Below are 25,933 nucleotides of genomic sequence, written 5' to 3'. Positions count from 1 at the left end.
CGATGACACACACGAATGCATATATGCGGCTGGAACACTATACCGGCGAGTTCATGCACGACGGATATCGCACATGGTATCGAGTGACCCCTGGCGCGCAAGGCCTATCCGATGGAAAGGCCCCTCTGATATTGCTGCATGGTGGTCCGGGTGCCGGTCATGATTATCTGCTGCCATATGCCGGCCTTGCCGATTCGGGACGGACGATTATCCACTACGATCAGGTCGGGTGCGCGCGGTCCTCTCATTTTCCGCGCAGGGGAGCGGAGTTCTTCACTGTCGATTTGTTTGTGGACCAATTGCACGCATTGATTGAGCATCTTGGATTGACCGAATACCATGTACTCGGCCATTCGTGGGGAGGCATGCTGGCCGTGGAACATGCCCTGCAGGACGGCATCGGGCATGGCCTTCGCTCGCTGATCATCGCCAGTGCGCCGGCCTCCATCCCGTTGTGGATGCACACCGCACGAAAACTCTGGGGATTGCAAAGCCCTGAGCAGCAGGAGGCATTGCACAAGGCCGACCAGACCGGCGATTTCACATCGCCGGAATTCATCGCCGCCAAAGACGAATACTATCGTCTTCACCTCGGCGACTTCTCTCCCAAGCCGGAATGCCTGGCCGTTTCCGACGCCGAATCGGAAAACGACGGACATACCTACGACATCATGTGGGGTCCATATGAATTCATGGCGACAGGGTCGCTCCATGATTGGGATAGAAGCAGCGACGCCGCAGGCATCACCGTCCCGACGCTGATTCTCGCCGGCGAACACGATCAGGTCGACGCCGAAACCGTGAAGCCGTTCACCGACGGCATTCCCGATGTGGAACAATGTTGGATTCCCAACGCATCCCATGTGCCGCATCTCGAAAATCCCGAGCCCACGCTTCGTGCCGTCTCACAATTCCTTTCCCGTAACGATTGACTGCATCGCAGCAGTAAGGAGTCATCATGTCTGCAAACACACCGACTGCGGGACCTGAACAGTCCGCAGTGAGCTCCGCCGAACAAGCACTGGAAAGCCAAGGCTACAAGCAGGAGCTGAAGCGCTCGCTGCCCACGTCCGCACTGGTCGTATACGGTCTGGTGTTCATCGTGCCCATCGCGCCGATGTCCATCTTCGGCGTCGTATTCAATCTCTCCCATGGCATGGTTGCGCTGACCTACATCATCGGATTCATCGCCATGCTATTCACCGCCATGTCGTACCGCATCATGGCGAATACCATTCCCACGGCCGGTTCCGTCTACTCCTATGTGGGAGCCGGACTCGGCAAACAGGTCGGCTTCCTTTCCGGATGGCTGATCCTACTCGACTACCTGCTGTTCCCCACGCTGGCATCCGTGCTCGGCGCCGTGGCCATGCATTCGATTCTGCCGGCTGTGCCGCAGATCATCTGGGTGGTGCTGTACATCGCATTGTCCACCACCGCAAACTGCATGGGCATCAAATGGGCCGACAGTCTCGACAAGATACTGCTGCTCTGCCAGATCATCGTCTTCGTGCTGTTCGTCTGGTTCGCCACCGCCGCAGTGATGAAGGGTGTCAACGGAGCGCACTTCTCCGCCCGCCCGTTCTACGATTCGTCGAGTTTCTCCGTGGACTTCGTGTTCACCGCCATCTCCGTGGCCGCGCTGAACTTCCTCGGCTTCGACGCCATCTCCACGTTGTCGGAAGAGGCCAAGGGCGGTGGCAAGGCGGTTGGCCGCGCCATCATCATCTCGCTGTTCATCGTCATCTTCTGCTTCGTGGCGTTGACGGCGCTTGCCACCTGGCTGGTTCCCGATGTGCAGAGCTTCGCCGACGGCAATGCCACCAATGAGGCGTTCTTCGACGTGGCCTACATGGTCGGCGGCACCCCGTTGAAGGTAGCGTGTGCGGCAGGCGTGTCCGTGCTGTCCGCCGTCGGCAACGTGCTCACCTCGCAGGCAGCCGTCTCCCGAGTATTGTTCTCCATGGGTCGCGACCGTATGCTGCCGGGATTCCTTGGCCAGGTCTCCCCGAAGCACAAGGTTCCGCGCAATGCCACCCTGCTGGTCGGCGGCATCACGCTCGTGCTTGGATTCATCTTCGTCGGCGATGTCTCGATGATTTCCTCGCTGGTGAACGTCGGCGCGCTTTCGTCATTCGCGCTGCTGAACCTTTCCGTCATAGCGCTGTTCCTCGTCCGCAAGCATGAGAAGGCATTCGTCACCAAGGGGCTGTTCCCGCTGATCGGGTTCGCGATTCTCGTATACGTGCTCATGCACGCCAACGTGAGTGCGCTTGCAGTCGGCGGCGTATGGTTCATCATCGGACTGGTGGTGCTCTTTGTGCAGAAAGCACACGGTCGTAGCGCTGAACTTGATTTGGACGCCTGATGGCAAGACCATAAGACGCTGGGTCCGGGACGCTTGACGCCGATCAGGGCCTCCTGCAATGGCGAGGAAAAGATGCTCATGAATCAACCGGTCGTATTGGAAAGCAATGCCGTATTCATGGGCATCGAATACCTCGCCATATTTTGTTGTGGACTATCCGGCGGACTGGCCGCAGTTAAGAAACAATACGATTTGTTCGCCATCCTCGTGGCCGCATGGATGACCGCTCTCGGTGGCGGCATCATCCGCGATACCCTGCTTGGTGCACTTCCTCCGGTCGGCATCGCCGACAAAGGACTGGTGCTTACAACATTGATGTCCGGCATCGTCGTTGCGGTCGCGCACCCGGAAATCGAACACCTGCGTTGGTCCATGATCGTCACCGACGCCATGGGATTGGGGCTGTTCGCCGTCAACGGCACGGCGAAATCATTGGCTTACGGCATGTCCGGCATGGTATCGGTGTTTCTGGGCATGTTCACCGCGCTCGCCGGTGGTCTGATACGTGACATGATTCTCAGCGAGGTCCCCGCCGTTATCCGGGACAAGCATTGGTACGCCGTGCCCTCGTTCGTGGGTTGCATATTGACGGTATGCGTGTATCGTTCGGTCGTGCACTGGTCCTGGGGCTTGGACGTTGAGATGGCGCTGGACGTGGCCATCGTCGTACTGGTCGTCGCGCTGCGCGTTCTTTCCGTTCGCTTTGACATCACGTTGCCCGGAGCAGTGCGGCGGGATATTCCTAAGTCGGAATGACGCTGTTGTGCATGACTTGTTTATGTGAAAACTAGGTGTTGGGATTTGAGGCAACGGGGGTATTGGGAGAATGCGTAAAAGGGAGGCGATAAGCTTTGTGATTGGGTTATTTTTATACGAAGTCGAAACCCTCAGAGACGGGAAATAATTGATGAGAAATCGTGGGTGGTTGACGACTGCCGTGGCCGTGGTTGCGGTGGCCGGCCTGTCGTTGCCGGTGATGGCGAATGCCGAGGTGTTGGATGCGGTTGGCGAGAACGGCCAGAACGGCCGAATCAGTGATTATGCGGTGACGTCCGCCGCCGATGAGACGCAGCTGCAGTCTCAGGGGGAGGGGACGACCGTCGCATCGCAGGATGCAGTGCCGGAGAATCCGAGTGTGGAGCTGCCGGACAAGGTGAGTGCCGAGATCTCCGACGATGACGTGATGACGGCTCCGAAGTATGCAACCACATCCGACGGTGAGTTGAAGAACATCGAGACGGGCGAGACGGTCACCGACCCGAAGTTGGTCGGTACCAATGATCAGCCTGCCGACCCGCTGGCGAAGACCGACGGCAAGTCGTTCATCCCCGTGTCGATGGACGAGGTCAAGGACCAGATGGAGGAGGCCGGCAGGACGGTCGAGCAGCCGTCTGATGCCTCCGGTTCCGATAGCAGTGGCGATAACTCATCGACCGACGAGAATGCCGGTAATGCCGGTGCCGATGAATCACAGCCTGAGGCTGGCAACGCTGGCAACGCGCAAGACAACGCACAGGCTGAGTCCAATGATAAGAATGACCAGTCCACCAACGGTCAGTCCGCTGAAAACCAGTCTTCTGACGGTCAGGCTTCCACTTCGTCATACGTGAGCGAAACTACGCCGACCGTGCGCACGGCGAAGCTTCCGAACAACGAATACGGCGCCCACTGGGGTACGTATAACGGCACGCCCGCGTTCTTCGACTACAAGAACAATCTGTTCGTGCAGCAGGCCAAGGGCGTGATCGACGTTTCCGAGCACAACGGCAACATCGACTGGGCGAAGGCCAAGGCCGCCGGCGTGGAGGGTGCCATCATCCGCATCGGTTATGGCACCGCCGCCTTGGACGCCAAGGCTTTGCGTAACATCAGCGAATGCAAGCGTCTGAAGATTCCGTTCGGCATCTACCTGTATTCGTACGCATACGACAACACGTTCGCATCGCACGAGGCCACGAACATCCTCAACCAGCTGAAGAAGGCCGGCGTCTCGCCGAAGGATCTTTCCTACCCTGTCTATTACGACCTCGAGGATTGGACGTGGACAGGTTTCCAACATCCGACCAGTCCGAAGGTGTACGAGGGGCTCGTCAACTCGTGGTACGCGACCATGAAGGCCGGCGGATACACCAACCTCGCCGTGTACTCGTACGTGTCGTATCTCAACAACGAGCTGAATAGCTCCAGCATCCACGCGAAGACCCAGTGGGTCGCCAGCTACGGCGCCCGCAACACGTTCAACTTCTCCATGAACTACCGCGGCTGGCAGTACAGCGCCGGCGGCCGCATCAACGGCATCAGCGGCGATGTGGATATGAATGCGCTTGGTAATTACAAGGCAGTGAGTATGGAACCGTACTCTCCCAGTGCCACCTATTACTTCAAGAATTCAATTTCCGGTGGGTCTGCTGATAAGACCGTCGTCTACGGCAAGGCCGGCGATACCGTGTTCTCCGGCGATTGGGACGGCGACGGCAAGGATTCTCTGACCATCCGCCGCGGCAACGTGTACTACGTCAAGGATTCGATTACCGGTGGCGCCGCCGATAAAGTTGTCGGTTACGGAAAAGCTTCTGACACGGTACTGGCTGGAAACTGGAATGGCAGGAACGGCGATACCCTTGCTGTTCGCCGTGGCAACGTCTATTACATCAAGAATTCCATCAGCGGCGGAGCAGCCGATAAGGTCGTCGGTTACGGTCGTGCCGGGGATACGGTTTTGGTTGGTGATTGGGATGGTGATGGCAAGGATACGCTGGCCGTTCGCCGTGGCAACACCTACTATTTCAAGAATTCCATGACGGGTGGTGCGGCCGACCGAGTCATTTCCTACGGCAAAGCCGGGGATACGGTTTTGGTTGGTGATTGGGATGGTGATGGCAAGGATACGTTGGCTATCCGTCGTGGCAACGCTTATTACATCAAGAACTCCATTCACGGTGATGCCGCAGACAAGGTCATTGGATACGGCTCCTCTTCAGACCGTGTACTTGTAGGTGATTGGAACGGCGACAAATCCGACTCCCTATGCGTTCGTCGCTGATTCCGCATAGTCGTTACCTCCGTACTATTTGGGTAATGCCATGACAGCATCTGATTGACGGGCCGGGACCTGCATAGTCCCGGCTCGTTTGCGTAAGCAGAGCTACTTGCATGAACGTGGTCCGAAGATTTATGAAACACTATCTCCGTACGAGTTTTCTCGGGACGTTTAGGGGGTATTGTGCTGTATAGGGCCTTCGAAGAGGAGGGTCGTAATCCAACTAAGGGGAGGAACCATGAGAGCGGGAAAAAGAATCATAGGAGTCGTCGTGGCATTGACTACGGTGCTTGCCATGGGCATGACGACAGTCACAGCATCTGCCGCAGTCGGTACGAACTCCGCTGCGAAGGACAACGCCAAGCAGTCGCTGCAATACATCAATCAGGTGAATGCGGTTCGCGCAAAGACGCGTAAGGTGCTGACGCCGTCGCAGATTTCAGCCGCCATCAAAGCCGACTCCAATGAAAACATCCCAGCATCGATGATTCCGTCGATTTCAGGCAATGGCAAACCGGTAGCCACGCTGAAGGTCAATTCCGACATGACCAAGTGGGCGCAGACTCGTGCCAATGAGCTGGCCAAACGGGCCGTGACCCATCCCAATGATCCGATTAGCCATAGCAACATGACCAATGGTCGTCCAAGTTGGTGCGATGATTATAATCTTTCCGATTCCGATCAGTATCAGGGCGGGTATTTCTTCGGACCGGAAAACCTGGCCATCAGCTATCCCGAATATGGCAGTTCATATAATCCTGTCAGCATGTGGTTCAACGAGCTGAACGCCACCAGCACGGCGAGCCGCCAGGGATATGGCCATTATCTTGCCATGGTCAGCCCCTACGCTGATATCGTTGGCTTTGGTGTGGCTAAGGTTTCGAGCGGTTCTTGGAAGGGTGCGACCGTTGCCGTGATGGAAATCGGCAACAGCAAGAGTGCTCAAGGAAAGACGCAAACCGTTGCGCAGGCGCTCGCCGACCTTGATAAGGACACCACGAAGCCGGTGATTACTGGGGCAGACAATGTATCGCTCAAGGCGGGCAAGTCGTTTAATCCGCGTGCCGGCGTGACCGCCAGGGACGATCGTGATGGTGATATCACGGCAAAGATTCAAATTTCTGGGTCGGTCAACACGACTCGGATTGGCAAGTACACACTGGTGTATACCGTTTCGGACAAGGCAGGCAACAAGGCTACGATCACTCGTACGGTCACCGTGCGCGATCCCAATGTGTTCGTGGACTCGCTTGCCGTTCGTCGTGGCAACACGTACTACTTCAAGTACACGATTTCCGGAGGTCAGGCGGACGCCGTAGCTGCTTATGGCAAGGCGAACGACACGGTGCTGGTTGGCGACTGGAATGGCGACCGCGTCGATACGTTGGCGGTGCGTCGCGGCAATCTATACTACGTGAAGAACTCGATATCCGGCGGCCAGGCCGACAAGGTCATCGGCTATGGCAAGGCGAATGATACCGTACTGGTAGGTGATTGGAACGGCGATGGCAAGGATACGCTTGCGGTGCGTCGAGGCAATCTGTACTACATCAAGGACTCGATATCCGGTGGTAAAGCCGACAAGGTGATTGCCTACGGTCGTGCCAATGACACGATTCTTGTTGGTGATTGGGACGGCGACGGCAAGGATACACTTGCCGTTCGTCGTGGCAACACGTACTACGTGAAGAACTCCATCAGTGGCGGTCAGGCCGACCGTGTCATCGGCTACGGGCGTGCTTCCGATACGGTTCTTGTCGGCGACTGGGACGGCAACAAGACGGATTCGTTGGCCGTTCGTCGTGGCAACACGTATTACATCAAGAACTCCATCAGTGGCGGTGCGGCCGACAAGGTCGTGGGCTATGGTCGTGCGAACGACATTGTTCTCGTCGGAGCATGGGAGTGACTGGTGTATCGTCAATTCAACTATTGAGTGAACACCTTAGGCGGTCGTCATCATGGCGGCCGCCTTTTCCATGGGCATTTGGGGGAATTGAGTCCACATATGGAGCGTTGTCCTGTCTGCCCATACTACGCTGCTACCGTGGAAAACGGATGTTGTGGACACAGATGGGTTAGTTGTCTCCAATACGGGAGAAGTGAGGAACAGCAATGGCAACATTAGAGAATCATGATTGGCGGCAGCTACTTGGTGTAACCGCAGGAGTGCTATGCACACTTGCAATGATTGCTCCGGTCTCGGCGAATGCCGCAGAAGCGGGCGTCGTCACTGCTGACGAGTCGTCATTCGACGCCACACAGGTGGTGGCGACGCATGAGCCGTCATCAGCGGAATACGTTTTTTCATCTTCCTCGCAAGTCACTCCGTATTCCCTGCGTCGAAGCGGCAATACCGGTGCCAAGGAGCTGACTGCTTCTGCGGATATCAAGGGATTGTCCTCGGTGGCGGCGACTTGGACACAAAGCGCGGAATCGGCAACGCAGTCTCCGGTCACGGCGAGCATTCGATACTTCGAGAACAATCAGTGGAGCGAATGGACTGATTTGGCGCTTAACGATGAGCGGCCGGATTCCGAAACCGCGGAACAGGCCGCGATGCAGTCCACCGGACTGTATTATGTTGGTGCCGCCGATAAGGCCGAGATTCGATTGGAAGTGCCGGCTGAAGCAGCTGGCGAAGTCTCGAATCCGAAACTCGTCGTCATCGATTCCGGCTATGACGAGGCGGAGACTCCTGATGGTGCCACAACGGAGTCTTCCTCGTATGAGGCCTCGAGTGCTGCCTCTGCTCGGGTACGATCTGCCGCAGCGGTGACGGCCTCCACGGCCAGCAGTCAACCGGTCACTGGTGCGATTCATACCCGTGAATCCTGGTGGAGAAGTGGCCTGCCCAAGATGAGCTGGACTCCCGAGAAGGGCAAGTGGCAGGGCGCCATCGTGCACCATACCGATAACGCCAACAACTACTCGCAGGCCGAGGCCAAGGTGCTTGTGCAGAACATCTACTACTACCATTGCAAGACACTGAGCTGGGGCGACATCGGCTACAACCTGCTGGTCGACCGGTTCGGCGGTGTGTGGGAAGGCCGTGACGACGGCGTGGCCAACAAGGTGGTGCAGGCCAACAACATCATCGGAGCCCAGTCCCGAGGTTTCAATGCGGCGACATTCGGCATCTCCATTCTCGGCAACTTCGAAATCGCGCAGCCCAGTGCCGCTGCACTGAAGAGCGTGAGTGCGTCGATCGCGTGGGAGTTCGAAGGCATGGGCATCACCAATGCCAAGGACAAGTTCTCGTACAAGGGCACGCAGAACCGCATCTCAGGTCACGGCGATAAGGAGCACGCCTCCGTCGATTCGGCCAACAACACCGACTGCCCTGGCACGTACCTGAAGGCGCAGATGAACAACATACGCAACCAGGTGCAGACGTACCTCAATCAGGCGCTGAAGATTACGTCGGTTGGCTCCATCGCGGCGGTGACCACAGAAGCCGGCGTCGAGCCGGCATATCCGAAGACGGTTTCCGTGACCTATAAGGACGGCACCACCGGTACGGCAAACATCACATGGAACAAGCTGACCAAGCAGCAATACTCCGTCCGTACCGGTGCCGTATATACTGTCAAAGGCACAGCATACGGCAAGAACAATACGACCGCTGCGGTTACGGTGAAGATCACCGTCAATCCCATGAAGGTCTCGTCCGTCGACTACCAGAACGTCATCAAGACCAAGGTCGGCGTCGCTCCTGCTCTGGCCAAGAAGGCCGTGGTGCATTGGGCCGATGGTGCGACCACACAGGAGACGATTGTGTGGAAGACGCCAGCTGCAGGCGACTACGCCACTGCCGGTAATACTTTCGCTGTGACCGGAACGGTTGCGGGCCAGACCATCAGCGTGGATGTCACCGTGGTGAATACGCTCGACTCGTACACTGTGACCTTCGACTCGCAGGGCGGCTCCAAAGTGACTCCAAAGAAGATACAGGAAGGCGACGCCGCCACGGCTCCGTCATTCCCCAAGCGTGACGGATATTACTTCCTTGGCTGGTACACGGCGCCCAAAGGTGGATTCGGTTACGATTTCACCGAGCCGATTCATAGTGATATCACGCTGTATGGGCGTTGGAGCAAGCAGATTGACTCATTGGCAGTGCGTCGGGGCAATACGTATTATTTCAAGTACTCGATTACAGGTGGTTCCGCAGATCGCGTGGTCGGTTATGGCAAGGCAAATGACACTGTGCTCGTAGGAGACTGGGATGGTGACGGAACCGACACGTTGGCGGTTCGCCGCGGCAACCAGTATTACGTGAAGAACTCCATTTCCGGTGGTCAGGCCGATAAGGTGATCGCCTACGGGCGCCCCAGTGATACGGTCCTTGTCGGTGATTGGGATGGCGATGGCAAGGATACGCTTGCCGTTCGCCGTGGCAATACGTATTACATCAAGAATTCCATCTCCGGTGGCGCCGCTGACAAGGTCATTGCCTATGGTCGCGCGAACGATGTCGTGCTGGTCGGTGATTGGAATGGTGATGGTAAGGATACCTTGGCCGTGCGCCGTGGGAATGTGTATCACGTAAAGAACTCGATGAGCGGTGGCGCCGCTGATCGTGTCATCGGTTATGGCAAGTCCTCCGATACGGTGCTGGTCGGTGATTGGAATGGTGATGGTAAGGATACCTTGGCGGTTCGTCGAGGCAACGTCTACTACGTGAAGAACTCGATTTCCGGCGGTGCTGCGGACAATGTGGTCGGCTATGGCAAAGCCGACGATGTTGTTCTTGTCGGTAAGTGGCGATAGTTCAGCATCGTCAATTTGTTGCCTTATTGGTCTCCTCCTACCACAGGAGGAGACCAATTGTCGTTAAACCCCCGTCACGTATGCGTATATAGGGGGTATCCTGATGTTTAGGGCTCGCGACGAGGATGGGTTCCACTGATGTAGGAGAAAGAGGAAAAAAGAGCATGGGTATCGGCAAACGAATCATGGGTGCGGCAACGGCCGCAGTCATGATGTTCAGTGGTTTCGCTGTGGCGACGACGTCCGTTTCCGCAGCATCATCCCCGTTGGTGTCGCCGGAATGGAGCGAGGATGCGATACGCAACTATGCCATCAATCTGGCGGACGAGCACGCCGGTTCGTCGACGATGACGAAGGCGAAGAACCTGGTGGCCACGGTCGCTCAGCAGGAGAATTCCGGCGCGACCGTACTGGCGTCCTATCCGCAGTTCGGCTCGTTCTTCGTGCAGGCCGCCAGCAAGTCATTCGCCAAGGATTACGCGGCCGCAGCCGCCAGAAACGGCATCGCGTTGCATTCGGTCGGCGACACGCGCCAGTCCCCGGTACGTTCCGACGAAAACGTGCTGCAGAACGGTATATCCACGTATGGCGAGGATACATTCGAGGGGACCAAGGACTCGGAAAAGGCGACCCAACAACTCACCTATCAGGACGGTCTCTGGGGTATTAAGGCCATCGGTGGCGACAAGGCCAAGCAGGTGATTTCCAAGAACGTCAAGCTTAACAGCGTAACCGTAGGCGTCATGGATTCCGGCATCGATGAGCGGCATGAGGATCTCGTCGGCCAGATTGACACCAATGCATCCACGTCTTGCATCACCAATGGCGTTCCCGATGGTAATGCCAGCAAACGCAATCAGGTGGATGACGATTTCATGGACAGCCAGAACACCTTCTACCATGCCACCCATGTGGCGGGTACCATCGCAGGCAAGACCTATAACGCCGGATGGCTTACCTACGACAACAGCGTCAATCCACAGGCCAAACTGGCGAACATCCGTGTAAGCTATCATACCCTCATCTATCCGGAGTATGCGGTCTGCGGCCTCAACTGGTCCGTCGACCATCGGATTCCGATCATCAACGCCAGTTTCAGCGTGGACCCGTGGCATTATTGGATGCCGAACAATCCGACGCAGGCCGCCGGATACGAGGTGGTACTCCGTGCCACCGAATACATGCAGAACAACAACGTGTTGCTCATTGCCGCGGCAATGAACGACAGTCAGGATTTGGACAATCTCGCCACGGATTCAAAGAGCCCCAACGATACTGGCTCGCCGATTCAGAACCGTCCAATCGTCGGCGGCCAGGGGTTGTTCGCATCCATGACTAACATGCCCGGCGTGATGGTGGTGTCGAACGTGCAGAAGAACGCCAACGGCACGTTCTCCCGTTCCGACAGCTCGAATTACGGCGCCAAGGGCATTTCCATCGCCGGGCCGGGAACGGATATCTCCTCGGCGTACCCGTATGAAGGGTTTGACAACGGTTGGGCTTCGGCCACCGGCACGTCGATGGCGGCGCCGCATGTGGCCGGCGTGGCATCGCTTATCAAGGGTATCCACCCCGAGTACACGGCCGCGCAGATCAAGGCCCAGCTGCTCAGGCAGGCCAACTACAAGCAGCTTTCGGCATCGGCCGACGGCAAGGAATATCGCGGAGCTGGCATGGTCAATGCGTATGCGGCCGTGACGAAGAATCAGCCGAAGGCCACGATTGCTTCCGTGCAGTATTCGACAAATGGCGGCTCGACGTGGTCGAATCTGCGTGGGGCCACGATTGGCGGCAAGGTGAAGATTCGAGCCGTCATGGGAGGTGCCGTCACGTCCGGTGCGTTCTCCGGTGCCGCAACGGCCTCGAAGAACGGCACGGGAACATTGACGCTGACGAAAGACGTGGACTATTCCAATGTCTCGAAGACCGCGAACAAGACCCTGACCGTCACCGCCTACGGTCGGAACAGCAGTAAGGACGCCGACGATGATACGACGATGAAAATCTCGTATACCGTGAAGGCGAATGGTTCGTCGAAGCCTTCTGAGCCGTCGAATCCGTCGACGAAGTCTCATAAGGATACATTGGCTGTTCGTCGTGGCAATACGTATTACTTCAAGTATTCGATTTCGGGCGGTAAAGCCAATCGTGTGATCGCATATGGCCGGCCGAATGACACGATCCCGGTGGGCGACTGGGATGGCGACGGCGTCGATACGTTGGCCGTGCGTCGTGGGAACCTGTATTACGTGAAGAACTCGATTTCGGGCGGTGTGGCCGACAAGGTGATCGCCTATGGCCGTCCCGGCGATACGGTGCTGGTTGGCGATTGGAATGGCGACGGCAAGGACACCTTGGCCGTGCGTCGTGGCAATACGTACTACATCAAGAATTCGATCTCCGGCGGCAAGGCGGATCGCGTGATCGGTTATGGCAAGCCCGGCGATACGGTGCTGGTTGGCGATTGGAATGGCGACGGCAAGGATACCTTGGCCGTGCGTCGCGGCAACCGTTACTTCATCAAGAACGCCATCGCCGGCGGCCAAGCCGATAAGGTCGTGGGCTACGGCAAACCCGCCGATACCGTTCTGGTTGGTGATTGGAACGGCGACCGTACGGATACGTTGGCTGTGCGTCGCGGCAACGTGTACTACGTGAAGAACTCGATGTCGGGCGGTCCCGCCGATCGCGTGATCGGCTACGGCAAGCCCAACGACACCGTGCTCGTCGGCACGTGGAGGTGAGTTGTTCTCTCCCTCGGCTCCCCTCCTTGAGGGGAGCTGGCCGCCGCAGGGCGGACTGAGGGGAGTGTGATCTCACGTCCCTTGAAAAACGTCCCTCGCCGGGTTCCGGCGGGGGCATTTTATGTATTAAGGGGTGTAGGGGTGAGCCGGTACAATCAAAACACCTGTGTCGTGACTGAGTAGGAGAGAGCAGTGGGTGTTTTCGGCAAGCGGGGCAAGCAGATACTGTCAATGACGATCGCCATGGCAATGACCGTCAGCGGCTTTGCCGTAACGGCAGTGGCTACCGCGGAAGAGGGTATGGAAGACCCTGCCATGAGCCAGCAGGAAATCCAGCAGGCGATGGCCGATGACGAACGACTCGAACAGCAGCAGTCGCAACTCGATAACGCCAACCGCCCGCAGCTGCAGAATCCCCAGGTTGGAGACAAAGAGGCCACGCAGCAGTCCGTCCCCGAAGACAACAGCACATCCATTCAACAGTTCGGCGACGCCGGTACGCAGGATCAAGGCACCACGTTCAAGCAGCGTCGTGCCAGCCAAGCCCCGTATTCGCTGAAGATCAACCTGCTCGACTATGCCAAGAACGCCGACAAGAACCATTTGACGTTCTCATGGAAGAACCGCGTGCAGTCGGCACAACAGCGATCTTCTCCCGGTCCGACGCCCAGAACGTCGTATATCAGGGATCATGGGTCTCCAGCGCCAAGCAGACGTCCGTCACCGTTCCGGGATTGGCCACCGTACTTGCCGACAACGAACTGTACTACTGGCAGGTCGAGGTCTCATATCAGAACGGCGCTTCCGAAACATCCGCACCAACCCCCTTCGTCACGGCGGTGGGTTCCGGTTTCGCTTCCACCAACCTGACCTGGACGCAGAAGGCCAGCGTCGCCAATCTCACCAGAGCCAAGATCGCCAAGGAGCAGGGCGTGGAGAAGGCCATCCTCTCCATCACCGCGACCGATACCGAGGCCGCCCGCCGTCACGTATACAACGCCTACGTCAACGGCACCGAAATCGGCGTGGGCCCCACCCGACGAGCCGGCAACGTCGTGTACTACAACAGCTTCGACATCACTAGCCGACTTACCGCCGCCAACAACATCATCGGGCTCTACAGCTATTCCCAAGCCAAGAACTCCGGCATCCTCATGCAGCTGACGTACTTCTACGCCAACGGGCAGAAGAAGGTTGTCTATAATTCGGCACGCGATGCGGCACGGACACAGATCACGCCCATGGACGGTGTCATCTATGGTTCCTCCAACCAGTCCATCGGCACGAGCTACTACCGGGAGCTCGCGCAGAACCTCGACATCACGAAGTTCGATTTCGCTTGGAACACCGTCAACGATTTCAACACCAAGCCGTGGAGCACGCCTCGGAAACTGTCCTTGACCAGCGGTTACAAGCTGGCCCCGTCCATCGTCGACAACACCATCCGGCGACTGAAGAAGCCGTCATCTGTCACAAAGAACAGCGACGGCAGCTATACGGTGGCCTTCGACAAGGAGATCATCGGCGATATCAGACTGACCGCCAGCACATCCGCCAAACGCGGCATCCGCATCACCGAAGGTGAACAACTGGCCGGAGGCAAAGCCAAATACCGGATGAACACCGGCAACGTATACGATGAAATCTGGCAGTTCCAAGGTTCCAATATCACATTCACCGGCTACAGCCTGCGAGGCTTCCGCTACGTCACCATCTACAACTATCCCGGTACGCTCACCGCCAGCAAGATCTCCGGCGTGGAAACTTTGCTGCCCTACGACACATCCGTCAGTTCGTTCTCCAGCAACGACACGATGCTCAACAAGGTCTACGCACTATCGAAATACTCGCATACGGCGACCACGCTCGACACCGTCTCCGACTCCATCACCCGCGAGCGACGTCCGTACGAAGGCGACAACCTCGTCTACCAGTCGTTGAGCTACGGCGTCAGCGAAGACTACCTGCCCGTACGCAACACCTGGAACTGGTGTCTGAAGAACCCGTCCCAATACACCGAATACCGTCTGATGAGCATCATCGGCATATATCAGGACTATCTGCACACCGGCGACGCAAACTATGCCGCCACGCAGTACAACACGTTGAAAACAATGCTCGCAACCGTGCGATACAGTTCCTCGATCGGTCTCGTCTCCCGGGCCGGATCCACTGTCGACCTCGTGGACTGGCCGCGCACCGAACTGCCGAACTACAACCTCAACAAAGTGCAGTACAAAACCGTCATCAACGCGGTGGCTGCCGAAGCCTACAAAAACATGGCCGAGCTCGCCAAAGTCACCGGTCACACGGCCGACGCCGCAAACTACGCCAACATCGGCAAAACCATAACCAACACGCTGATCAGCAAGTGCTATTCCAAGAGAACCAACACGTTCTACGACGGATTGGCATCCAACGGCCAGATCGTCACCCACCACGTGGTGCAGAACGACTACTTCGCGCTCGCATACGGCATCTACTCCAATCAGAGCATGGCGGACGCCGTGGCGGAGACCATCGAGAAAGAGGGCCGGCAGTCGTCCGGCAGCATCTATTCCGCATACTTCCTGTATGAGGGACTGGTTCGCTCCGGCCACACCGACCTCGCCATCCGTCTGCTGGCGCGCACGGATTCCTCCGACAAACGCACGTATGCCGCGGTGTTGAACAAGCTTGGTGCCACGATTGCGCCCGAAGCGTGGGATGAAGCGTCGAAATCCAACATGACGTACTCTCACGTGTGGGGTGCGGGCGGTGGCGCCGCGCTGATTGACGGCGTCGCCGGCGCGGTGCCGACTTCCGCCGGTTTCGATGCGTATACGGTGCGCGTGAACAATGCCACGTTGACCAGTACCAACGAAAGCGTGCCCACGCCGCGCGGTTCCGTCACGACGTCCGCCAAGCGCAGCGGTCGCACGATGACAGTGAACGTCAGCGCCCCGTATGGAGGCAAGACCGTGCTGCACGTCGACGGTGTGACCAAGCTGGCGCAGGTGCAGTTGGACGGTCGAACGGTTGAGACTCCGACGATTGGCAATGATGGCCTGAAGATTACGGTTGATGGCGGAGCCCATGCCGTCACCGTAGTCAATCCCGTGGCGGTCAACTCGACGCTGGCCGACGGGTCGACGGTGGCTCCGGTCTATGTCGGGGAGAAAAGCAGTTGGGTCGGGCGTAACACGGGATTGAAGTCCGTTGCGCTCGCCCTGGATTCCAGCAATCTTGGTGGTGACGTGCAGACCTCGGTGTTCTCTCGTTCCGGATCGTGGTCGAAATATGTCGCAGCGGGGAGTGCGGCCGCAACGAAAGACAAGTCGGCGATCACCGGTGTTCGTTTCCGTCTGACCGGTGCCGCCGAAAAACGGTACAGCATTCGGTACCGTGTGCTGGATTCCACTCGGGGATGGACCGGATGGACCAAGGATGGGGAGCGTTCTGGTGTGGATGCCTCCGGCGCGGTTCTGCGTGCCATCCAGGTGACGATTGTCGCCAAGGACACCGCCCTGCCGTCCGATGGTCGAACCGTGTTCATTACCGTTGCCGATGCCGCGAATACCGGTGGCAAGACGCTCAAGGGCGCCACGTATTATTTCGCCAATTCTTTGAAGGGCGGCAAAGCCGATAGTGTGATTGTCTACGGCAAGCCGTCCGACGTGACGTTGGTCGGTGACTGGGACGGTGACGGCAAGGACACGCTGGCCGTTCGTCGCGGCAACACGTATTACGTGAAGGACTCCATCTCGGGTGGTAAAGCCGACAAGACCATTGCCTATGGTCGTGCCAACGACATGGTATTGGTTGGTGACTGGGACGGTGACGGCAAGGACACGTTCGCTGTGCGTCGTGGAAACGTCTATTACTTCAAGAATTCGATTTCAGGGGGCCAGGCCGATCGTGTGATCGGCTATGGCAAAGCTTCCGACACCGTGTTGGTCGGCGATTGGGATGGCGACGGCAAGGACACGCTGGCGGTACGGCGTGGCAACACGTATTACGTGAAGGACTCCATCTCCGGTGGCGAAGCCGATACCGTCGTTGCCTACGGTCGTGCCAACGATACGGTATTGGTGGGCGATTGGGACGGCGACTCGTCCGATACCTTCGCCGTACGTCGTGGCAATACGTATTTCTTCAAGAACACCATCACCAGCGGCGTCGCCGACGTGACCATTGCCTATGGTCGTGCCAACGACCGAGTTCTGATAGGCGACTGGAACGCCGACGGTTCGGACACGCTGGCGGTGCGGCGGTAGGAATCGGGCGTGGTGAAAGGTCGGTAGCCATCTGCCGGTCTCCACGTTCTAGTGCTGAATCTCCGCCATATGCAGCAAGAATGAGCTGAGAAATCCGTCATAGACCAGCCACATCACAAAAGCTGCGCAAACCATCTGACCGGTTGGTGTGATTGAACCGATGATATTGCCGCGGGCATCATCAGATTCATCAGTTATCCTGTCATCTCGTTTGTCGCGGCCAAACCAGTGCGCCATCATCCATACGACAGTCATCGCAAGGAACACCATGGCGCATAGGTAATACCTCGACTGCGTGCCTCCGGTGTATCCGTTGACATAGAAACCCTTTAAAGCATTGGAGAACTGCTGGAACAGAGTAATTATCAACGCCGCCATGGCCATGGCGAGCGTGTTTCCCAACCGATTACGCTGGACAGCAAAAATCACGATGGGAATGAATACCAGCATACTGACGGCAAGGGCATCGAATGTCAGTGAGGAAGTATGAGATCGAGTGATATCCGGTTGCCAAGGCATGGACCACCAAGACCGCATGATACCCTCTCCAAAATGCTTGATGTATGCGAATACGTCTAGTTCTGACCGCTTTTCCAGTGCGTAGTAGAACGTGGAATGGTAATAACCGTAGGGATCAAGCTTCTGATAGCTGGGCTGAATGGCATGATAGTGAAGTAATGTTCGTGTGTAATATACGACGGGAGGCAGGTACAAGGGGATTGAGATGAGGAATTGCCTGCTCTTGAGAACAGTGCGGATTTGTTCGTCTCGAATTGTTGCGATTAGGGCGAAAAGTCCGATGAAGCTCGTAATCATTCCCGCGGTCAGCTTGGTCAGCAGAGAAGTTGACATTCCCACCACAATCAGCAGGAATGTCACATAGTCGAATTTTCTTTCTCGGAAGCGCAGCATTCCCCAAGTAAAAATGCTTACAGTGAGAAAACACAGCGTATCGTTATTTACTCCACTCATGACAAAGACGAAATTCGCAGGGGCAATAAGAACCGTTGCGAACACCAGATGGAGGATGGGGGATTTCTTGCTGATTCGCGTGTATCCAAGATACATGGCAAGAAGAATGCCGAGGAATCCGATGCCGAAGGAAGACGCTCGTAGCCAATTGATGTGGTATTCCACTGTGCCTGACGAGCGGGTGATTCCCGGCATGATACTCATGATGAGGTAATACAGTGGTGGATGTCCCAGTTGGTTGAACTCATGGAATGAAGAAAGATCCATGGTACCGGACATGGTGTAGGCATCCTCATAGATTTTGATGTTTTCGAACGTCGGGAACAGCTCATGATGAATTTTCTCATAGGCGACGTAAGACATATGAGCGCTTTCGTCGTAATCGCGCGGGAAATACTTGATGTAGATAAGAAATTGCGCGAGAATGTATGCCGCTATGGTGACGTAATCGATAACAATCACCATGGTTTTATGCACGTTATTGGCATATCGGTGCATATTGATGCCGATAAGGACAAGAAATCCGAGCAGAATTCCTGCGGCCAAGCTCCGATAGGGGAAACGACTGTAGTCGAGCGATGGCAGTGCGGAAATACAACGAATGAGCCATAGGGTTACCAATACAATGGCCACTCCTGCATAGAAGTGTGCCGACTGTAGGCTCCTACCTATAGTGACGCGTATCAAAGCGATGAGCCACAGCATTGCCGTCAACATCAGTAAAGCCACTCGAATTATGGAAAGATGCTGGGCCGCATGTTGCATGGTCGTCAGCTCGGATGGGGAAATGCGGACGAAACCATTGGAAGAAGTCTGATGTACCGATATGCTGTATGCCGTAGGTCTGTATTCGTTAAAAATATTGACCGATATATCCAAATGGACCGGTTTTGCTCTGGTACCTGTAGTGATGATACGTAGATTATGCGAATCGGCGTTGAGCGTATCTAATCGTATATCGGCTACAGAGCCTTGTATGGAGGCTTGTTGCCGTGCGCTTTCCGGGAATGCGGCATTATCATCGAATTGGAAGATCACTTTGGTCGACGAAGGCAAAGACTGATCATATGTCAGCGAATAATGCACGTTATATGCCGGCATCGGCAGTATCGCGATAATGATTATGGCGATTATCGCCATTGCGGTAAGTGAAACACTTCGGTGCTTGCGGATGAGCTGCCATGATTTTGTAATCATTGTTGCCGCTGTTGCCGATGGCGATTCCTGTGATGCGTGCCTTTTATTCATGCCCTATGACTTCGGAATACACGTGAAAGGGCCGGTAACTAAGCACCGGCCCTAGAGAACAATCAGTCATCAAGCTTGGTAAGCGTGATGTTCATTGCCTTGTCGTTGAGCAAGGCGTAATCCTTGCCTTCTTTTTCGTTGTTGCGAATGGCGAAATCGCAGGAGTTTTTGTCGTTGGTGAAGGCCACCTGCTTCCATGTAATGAAATTGCCGGGGGTCTCCGTCACGCGAATCGTTGCGATGATTCGATAATCCCCGGAGTTCAGATACGTCAGCGGCATGGTGAAGTGTGCCACGTGATGTCCGCGCTCGGTGAGGTGGATGGCCGGACCACAGTCGTAGGGGATGCCTCCACGCTTGACGTCCAATACGGACATGGGGATGTAGAAGTCCTCGTCGCCGTTGTACTCGTATTCGATGTCGAACTGGAAGCCGGATTCGCTGGTGCAGACCGGGGAACCGGCCGGGCGGATGTTGAACACGGGCACGGTTTCGCTGAGACCAAGCTCGTATTCTGGTTCCTCAGGCTTTCCCTGTTCCGCATCCTCCGCAGGAATCTCCTTGCCTTCGGCCTTGAGGTTTTCCAGCGTGTACTGTCCGGCGGCGTCGTCCTTGTTGCCGTTGACGACGATCTCGCCGTCCTTGATGAGGATGGCCTTGTTGCAGTACTTCTTCACCGAGGCCATGTCGTGGGTGACGAGGATGACGGTCTTGGTCTTGTCCTTCTTGATGTCGCTGAAGAAGTTGTCGCACTTGCGCTGGAACGCCTCGTCGCCGACGGCCAGCACCTCGTCGAGCACCAGAATATCTCCCTGTGCCTGAATGGCCACGGAGAACGCCAAGCGCACCTGCATGCCGGAGGAGTAGTTCTTGAGCTTCTGGTCCATGAAGTCCTCAAGCTCGGCGAACCGTACGATGTCGTCGTACATCTCGTCGATCTGCTCATGGGTGAAGCCCAGAAGAGCGCCGTTCAGGTAGACGTTCTCACGGCCGGTGAGCTCGGGGTTGAAGCCCACGCCGAGTTCGATGAACGGCACCAGCTTGCCTTTGACGGTCACGGTGCCCTTTTCGGGCTTGTAAATCTTCGAGATGATCTTCAGCAGCGTGGATTTGCCGGAGCCGTTACGGCCCACGATGCCGAAGAAGTCGCCCTGATGCACATCGAAGGTGATGTCGCGCAGCACCTGCTGCTCCTTGTAGCCCTTGATGCCCTTCGTCCAGTTCAGGAAGGCCATCTTCAGACCGTTGGCCTGTTCGGTCGGCAGCTTGAACGACTTGGCCACATGCTGCACGGAAAGCACGACGGGAGCGTCCTCGTTAGGCAGCGCTTCGACGGTGGATTCGGTCTTGTCGGTCGTGGTCATCACAGCACCTCCGCGAACTTCTGGCTGTACTTGCTGAACAGGTGAATGCCCAGCCACAGGATAAGGAACGTGCAGATATAGGGAATGATGGAGACCCACCAGGAATCAAGCCACAGCCAGGCATTCGATGCCTTGGCCTCGCCAAGGGAGTTCACGCTCGACCATACGGTGGGCACGTATTCCGGTGAGAGCAGGTTGTGCCGGATGTCCATGATCGGCTGTGCCACGGGGTTGAGCAGCAGCAGCTTGGCGATCACCGGGTAGGACTTCGCCACCATCGACAGCGGGTAGATGATCGGGATGGAGTAGAACAACGCCTGCAATACGACTTCCCAGATATGTGCCACATCGCGGAAATACACGTACAGGGTCGCCAGAATCAGTGCGGTTCCCAGCACTAGGCAGTACAGCTGGAGAATGCTGAACGGCACCAGCAGCACGCGCCACGTGTAATGCGCGTGGGCGAAGAAACCGAAGACGATGACCACCAGCAGACCAAGGCCCAAGGAGATCATGGAGCCCATAGTGGTGGAGGCCACGATGATGTAGTTCGGAAAATGCACCTTACGCAACAGGTCGCCACGGTTCACGATGGACAGAAGACCCTGGCTGGTGCCCTCGCTGCAGAAGCTCCACAGGCAGGTTCCGCACAGCAGCGAAATCGGGAAGGTTGGTGTGCCATCCGTGAACTTGAGGAATCGCACGAACACCACATACATCACGCCGAACAGCATCAACGGTTTCAGCACCGACCAGGCCATGCCAAGGAACGAGCCCTGATACCGCAGCTGGAAATCGGTTTTCACCAGCTCCTTGAACACCACTATGGAATAGCGGTACTTCTCGCCGAATTTCTTGAATACGTCAGTCACAAGCGTCCTATCCTACTAGCGGGGATTCCCTTCGCGACGTCTATGGGGGCGAAGACTTTTTTTATTGTACGAAAGTCCTTCGAGGTCGCTGTATGCGAGCCATCGTACAATTACGATAACTGAACGATTGAATCTCCGTTTAAGAGTGAGGATTACGTGCCAGCAATATCGATTGTCATTCCGGCATATAATGCGGAGCCGTATTTGGCCGATTGCCTTGAAAGCGTGCTTTCACAATCATTCGCCGATATCGAGGTCATCATTGTAGATGATTGCAGCAAAGATAATACGATTGATATAGCTCATGAATTTGAGCATAAGGATAAAAGGGTGCGGCTTATCCGGCATGAGACCAATGAAGGTACCCTCCGAGCAAGAAAAACAGGAACACTGGCATCCTCCGGAAGCTACGTTCTTTATCTCGATCCTGATGATTCGTATGTGGATGGCTGCTTTGCTCGTTTGATGGAAGAACAGAAACGGTCCCCCGCTCAGATTCTCCATTTCGGAGTTGCCATCAATGCGACGGACGATGTTCCCGTTTCAACCGCAGAAGGAATGTCATCATTCATGAATCCGTCGACACGGGAATTGACGGGCGCCGATATACTGGCCACGGCTTTTTCCGATGACGGCTTTGATTGGAACGTTGCACATAAGATGTTCGATGGAACACTCATGCGCGAAGCAATGAGCAGGGTCGAAGATGTTCGTTTGACTCGTTCCGAGGATGCGTATGCGTTCTTCGTTGCGGCAGCCTTGGCTGAATCCTATCGTTCCATAGGCGACTCACCTTGGTATATCTACAATCTTGGTCGTGGACTAACCAAGGACAGTGCGATTTCTTTGCGCGATTTTACCGATATTGCTCGTCAGAATATATTGGCATACGGTTGCATCGCTCGCTTCGCGAAAAACCGTAAAGAGTCCACTAATGATGCAGGTTATCAGTCTGCGCTTGATATAGCACAACGAGACGTTGCCAATAAACTATTGGACCATACCTGCAACGAATGGCAGGATCATCTTGTTTCCAGCGAAAAGATTCCTGCGATTGCTCTGCTGAAAAAAGACTGGGACAATACTGCGTTGGCATCGGAACTGTATCGTTTCTTGCGTGATAAAGCCTATGCGTTTCTACAGCAGGCCAGGCAAGAAGAAGACATGTCTTCGGAATCGCTCCATCAGGAGATCGATATTCTGCAGAAGGCCATTGCACACTTGCAAATCGATATAACAAGTCCGTATTACCCGAAATACGACGCGATGAAAGGAACGGCGTTGAATCATCTGGAAGAAGCTGAGGGAATCGAAAAAATGCATCGATGGGAGAAGTCCCCGATTAGGCTTTTTGTAACGTCCCATAAGCCCGTCGATATGCCCGAGGGCGATATTATTCAGATGGTTCAGGTCGGAAACGGCTTGAAGAATGGTCGATTCCCCTTTACCTATCACGATGACGATGGAGAGAATATCTCCGAAAAGAACCCCATGTATTGCGAGCTGACCACGCAGTATTGGGCTTGGAAGAACATTGACGCTGAGTATTACGGCTTCTGCCATTACCGTCGATACTTCGACTTCTCGGATATCGAGCATGAGGAGAATGATTATGGCGAAATCATCGATGACTACATTGACGATGCAGCCATAAAAGAGTACAAGCTCGATGACTCCTCAATTACCAAGACTGTTCGCGGATATGACATCATCACCACTGGCATCAAGGACCTCCGTGAAGTCATTGACGGGCACGGGACTCCCAAGAAACTATATGCTGCGGCACCGTATTTGAAGTTCAAGGATCTCCGTCATGTTTATGACATTCTGTGCGTCATGCACCCTGACTACAAGCAGGATGCCGATGCGTTCTTGGACGGTAATTTCTCGTGTTTCTGCAACATGTACATCATGCGTAAGGAACAGTTCTTCGCATACTGCGAATGGATGTTCCCGCTACTTGAGAAATTCGAAAAGACAACGGATATGAGCCTCTACAGCAAGGAGGCCCTGCGCACTCCGGGCCATCTTTCCGAACGACTGTTCAATATCTGGCTGATGCACCAGAAGCGAGTCAATTCGGGCTTGAAGACCAAGGAACTGCAGTGCGTGCACTTCACCGATCCGGACAAGTCGTACTCCGAGCAGCCGGTGAATATGGAAGGAACCAGCTTCGAGCGCACCGATATCGTTCCGGTGGTATTCGCTGCCGACAACAACTATGTGGCGCAGCTGACCACCACGATTTATTCGGCGATGAAGAACGCTTCGGCGGACCGGTATTACGACGTGACTGTTCTCCAGAAAGATATCGCGTGGGTGAACCAAGAGTCGATGCGCAAGTTCTTTGCACGGTTCAAGAACATGAATCTGCGCTTTGTGAATGTGAATCGTGAGATTGCCGGCTATAAGCTCGACACCAACAACGAGCACATCAGCATTGAGACATATTATCGATTCCTTATTCAACAGGTTCTGCCGTTCTACGGCAAGGTGCTGTATCTTGATGCCGACTTGGTGGTCAACGGCGACATCTCCGAGCTGTATGACACCGAGCTTGGCGATAATCTGCTGGCTGCCTGTCATGATGTCGATTATCTCGGTAATCTCAACATCAACGACGGCATTCGTATGAAGTACACCAGGCAGGTTCTCGGCATGAAGGACCCGTACTCGTACTTCCAGGCTGGCGTGCTGGTGCTGAACACCAAGGCCATGCGTGAGCATTACACCATTCAGCAGTGGCTGGAATATGCATCCAATCCTGAGTTCATCTACAACGATCAGGATGTGTTGAACGCGCATTGCGAAGGCAAGGTCACGTATCTTGATTGGGAATGGAATGTCGTTCACGATTGCGCCGGCCGAGTGGCAAACGTGTTTTCGTTTGCCCCGAACTATGCATACGACGCGTATATCGCGTCCCGTGCCAATCCGCGAATCATCCACTATGCCGGTTTCGAGAAGCCGTGGAAGAAGCCGGACTGCGATTTCGCCGATGTGTACTGGGATTATGCGCGCGAGACACCGTTCTATGAGCGACTCCTCAAGCAGATTGCCGGTGAAAAGACCGTCACTGTTATCCATGAAGTCCCAAAGCCCATGCATGAGCGCGCGGTAGGAGAAGACAGCGGTCTGCGCAAATTCGTCGATCCGGTTGCACCTATTGGTACTGCTCGTAGAGAAGTCCTGAAGTCCCTGATGCGTATGGCACGTGGGCGACAGTAGTGCGATTAATGGGCGGCCATGTTCGGAGTACGTTCACCAAACATGGCTGCCCGTCTTTATGCGGGGGCCGCTGCAATCAGGCTCAGACGATAAGATGATTCAAGCATTGCCATGATGGTGTTCATCATGGCGCATTATGGAATTCGGAGGGCATATTGAAAGGCATTATTCTCGCAGGCGGTTCAGGAACGAGGCTGTATCCTCTGACTTCCGTGACGTCGAAGCAGCTGCTTCCCGTCTACGACAAGCCAATGATTTACTATCCGTTGTCGACGCTTATGCTCGCCGGCATCCGTGAGATTCTCGTGATTTCCACGCCGCATGACCTGCCAAATTTCGAGCGTCTGCTCGGCGACGGCTCTCGTTTTGGCCTTGAGATTTCCTACAAGGTGCAACCGTCTCCTGATGGCCTGGCTCAAGCGTTCCTGCTCGGTGAGGAATTCATCGAGGGAGAAGCCTGCGCTCTGGTGCTGGGAGACAACATCTTCTACGGCAACGGACTTTCCAAGCGCTTGAAAGCTGCTGTCGAACATGCCGAGCACAAGGGTGGTGCCACGGTGTTCGGCTATTACGTCGACGATCCCGAGCGTTTCGGCGTCATCGAATTCGATGATGAGAACAAGGCCATCTCCATCGAGGAGAAGCCTGAGCATCCGAAGTCGAATTATGCGGTCACGGGACTGTATTTCTATGATTCGCGAGTGGTGGAAATGGCCAAGCAGGTCAAGCCTTCCGCACGAGGCGAGCTGGAGATCACCGATCTGAATCGTATGTATCTCGAAGATGATTCACTGCAGGTTGTCACACTCAACCGAGGCTTCGCTTGGCTCGACACCGGCACCATGGAATCGCTGTACGAGGCCGGTGAATTCGTCCGTGCTGTGGAGCGCTCGCAGAGCATGCCGATTTCGGTGCCGGAGGAAATCGCCTACCTCAATGGCTGGATTTCCAAGGAGACGCTGGAAGAGGCGGCGCAGCAGTATGGCAAGTCGAACTACGGACAGCATCTGAAGCAGGTCGCGCAGGACCGTCTGCTTCACTGAGCATCGTTTAAGTCTAAAAGGCAAG

At 55.7% G+C, this 25,933-nt stretch carries 14 protein-coding genes; 10 read left to right on the top strand and 4 right to left on the bottom strand.

Going from position 1 to position 25,933, the window contains the following annotated elements:
- The first annotated feature begins 2 nt into the window (after window positions 1-2).
- The 7 genes from CS006_RS02740 to CS006_RS02710 all read left to right on the top strand — a co-directional run bounded on the left by CS006_RS02740 (window position 3) and on the right by CS006_RS02710 (window position 12,925).
- Window positions 3-932, top strand: a complete 930-nt coding sequence (locus tag CS006_RS02740; RefSeq protein ID WP_100510222.1) for a proline iminopeptidase-family hydrolase — start codon at window positions 3-5, stop codon at window positions 930-932.
- Window positions 933-958: 26 nt separating this feature from the next.
- Window positions 959-2,368, top strand: coding sequence for an APC family permease (locus CS006_RS02735; RefSeq protein ID WP_100510221.1), 1,410 nt, complete (start codon window positions 959-961; stop codon window positions 2,366-2,368).
- Between the two features lie 72 nt (window positions 2,369-2,440).
- Window positions 2,441-3,124, top strand: coding sequence for a trimeric intracellular cation channel family protein (locus CS006_RS02730; RefSeq protein WP_423734823.1), 684 nt, complete (start codon window positions 2,441-2,443; stop codon window positions 3,122-3,124).
- Between the two features lie 169 nt (window positions 3,125-3,293).
- Window positions 3,294-5,411, top strand: a complete 2,118-nt coding sequence (locus tag CS006_RS02725) for a GH25 family lysozyme (protein WP_423734822.1) — start codon at window positions 3,294-3,296, stop codon at window positions 5,409-5,411.
- 268 nt (window positions 5,412-5,679) lie between these two features.
- A complete protein-coding gene (locus CS006_RS02720; protein WP_165777190.1) occupies window positions 5,680-7,317 on the top strand; it encodes an immunoglobulin-like domain-containing protein in 1,638 nt (545 codons plus the stop codon).
- Between the two features lie 206 nt (window positions 7,318-7,523).
- Window positions 7,524-10,181 (top strand): InlB B-repeat-containing protein, encoded by a 2,658-nt coding sequence (locus CS006_RS02715; protein WP_100510219.1) that lies wholly within the window; start codon window positions 7,524-7,526, stop codon window positions 10,179-10,181.
- Window positions 10,182-10,345: 164 nt separating this feature from the next.
- Complete coding sequence (locus CS006_RS02710; protein WP_165777189.1) at window positions 10,346-12,925, top strand: S8 family peptidase; 2,580 nt, start codon at window positions 10,346-10,348, stop codon at window positions 12,923-12,925.
- A gap of 228 nt (window positions 12,926-13,153) precedes the next feature.
- Here CS006_RS02710 and CS006_RS02705 read toward each other — a convergent pair whose 3' ends face one another.
- Window positions 13,154-13,528, bottom strand: coding sequence for a hypothetical protein (locus CS006_RS02705; RefSeq protein WP_100510217.1), 375 nt, complete (start codon window positions 13,526-13,528; stop codon window positions 13,154-13,156).
- Window positions 13,529-13,539: 11 nt separating this feature from the next.
- Here CS006_RS02705 and CS006_RS02700 point away from each other — a divergent pair, with 11 nt between their 5' ends.
- Complete coding sequence (locus tag CS006_RS02700; protein ID WP_100510216.1) at window positions 13,540-17,181, top strand: alpha-L-rhamnosidase-related protein; 3,642 nt, start codon at window positions 13,540-13,542, stop codon at window positions 17,179-17,181.
- Between the two features lie 48 nt (window positions 17,182-17,229).
- Here CS006_RS02700 and CS006_RS02695 read toward each other — a convergent pair whose 3' ends face one another.
- The 3 genes from CS006_RS02695 to CS006_RS02685 all read right to left on the bottom strand — a co-directional run bounded on the left by CS006_RS02695 (window position 17,230) and on the right by CS006_RS02685 (window position 21,637).
- The gene (locus CS006_RS02695) at window positions 17,230-19,350 is read right to left on the bottom strand and encodes a hypothetical protein (RefSeq protein WP_133119519.1); all 2,121 of its coding nucleotides are present in this window, start codon (window positions 19,348-19,350) and stop codon (window positions 17,230-17,232) included.
- A gap of 113 nt (window positions 19,351-19,463) precedes the next feature.
- On the bottom strand, window positions 19,464-20,765 hold the full coding sequence (locus tag CS006_RS02690) for an ABC transporter ATP-binding protein (protein WP_100510214.1): 1,302 nt from the start codon (window positions 20,763-20,765) through the stop codon (window positions 19,464-19,466).
- Window positions 20,765-21,637 carry an ABC transporter permease gene (locus CS006_RS02685; protein WP_100510213.1) on the bottom strand — a complete coding sequence of 291 codons (873 nt, stop codon included), beginning with the start codon at window positions 21,635-21,637 and terminating at the stop codon, window positions 20,765-20,767. The genes CS006_RS02690 and CS006_RS02685 overlap by 1 nt, the downstream gene beginning before the upstream one ends.
- Before the next feature lie 156 nt (window positions 21,638-21,793).
- On the opposite strand from CS006_RS02685, the gene CS006_RS02680 reads away from it, so the two are divergent.
- Window positions 21,794-24,865, top strand: a complete 3,072-nt coding sequence (locus tag CS006_RS02680; RefSeq protein ID WP_100510212.1) for a DUF4422 domain-containing protein — start codon at window positions 21,794-21,796, stop codon at window positions 24,863-24,865.
- A gap of 155 nt (window positions 24,866-25,020) precedes the next feature.
- Window positions 25,021-25,908 (top strand): glucose-1-phosphate thymidylyltransferase RfbA, encoded by an 888-nt coding sequence (gene rfbA, locus CS006_RS02675; RefSeq protein ID WP_100510211.1) that lies wholly within the window; start codon window positions 25,021-25,023, stop codon window positions 25,906-25,908.
- Window positions 25,909-25,933: the final 25 nt, after the last annotated feature.

It is taken from the genome of Bifidobacterium primatium (assembly GCF_002802875.1).
GTDB classification, from domain to species: Bacteria; Actinomycetota; Actinomycetes; order Actinomycetales; family Bifidobacteriaceae; genus Galliscardovia; species Galliscardovia primatium.
Note: the sequence above shows the minus strand (reverse complement) of the source record. Positions and strands in the feature narration are given on the sequence as shown.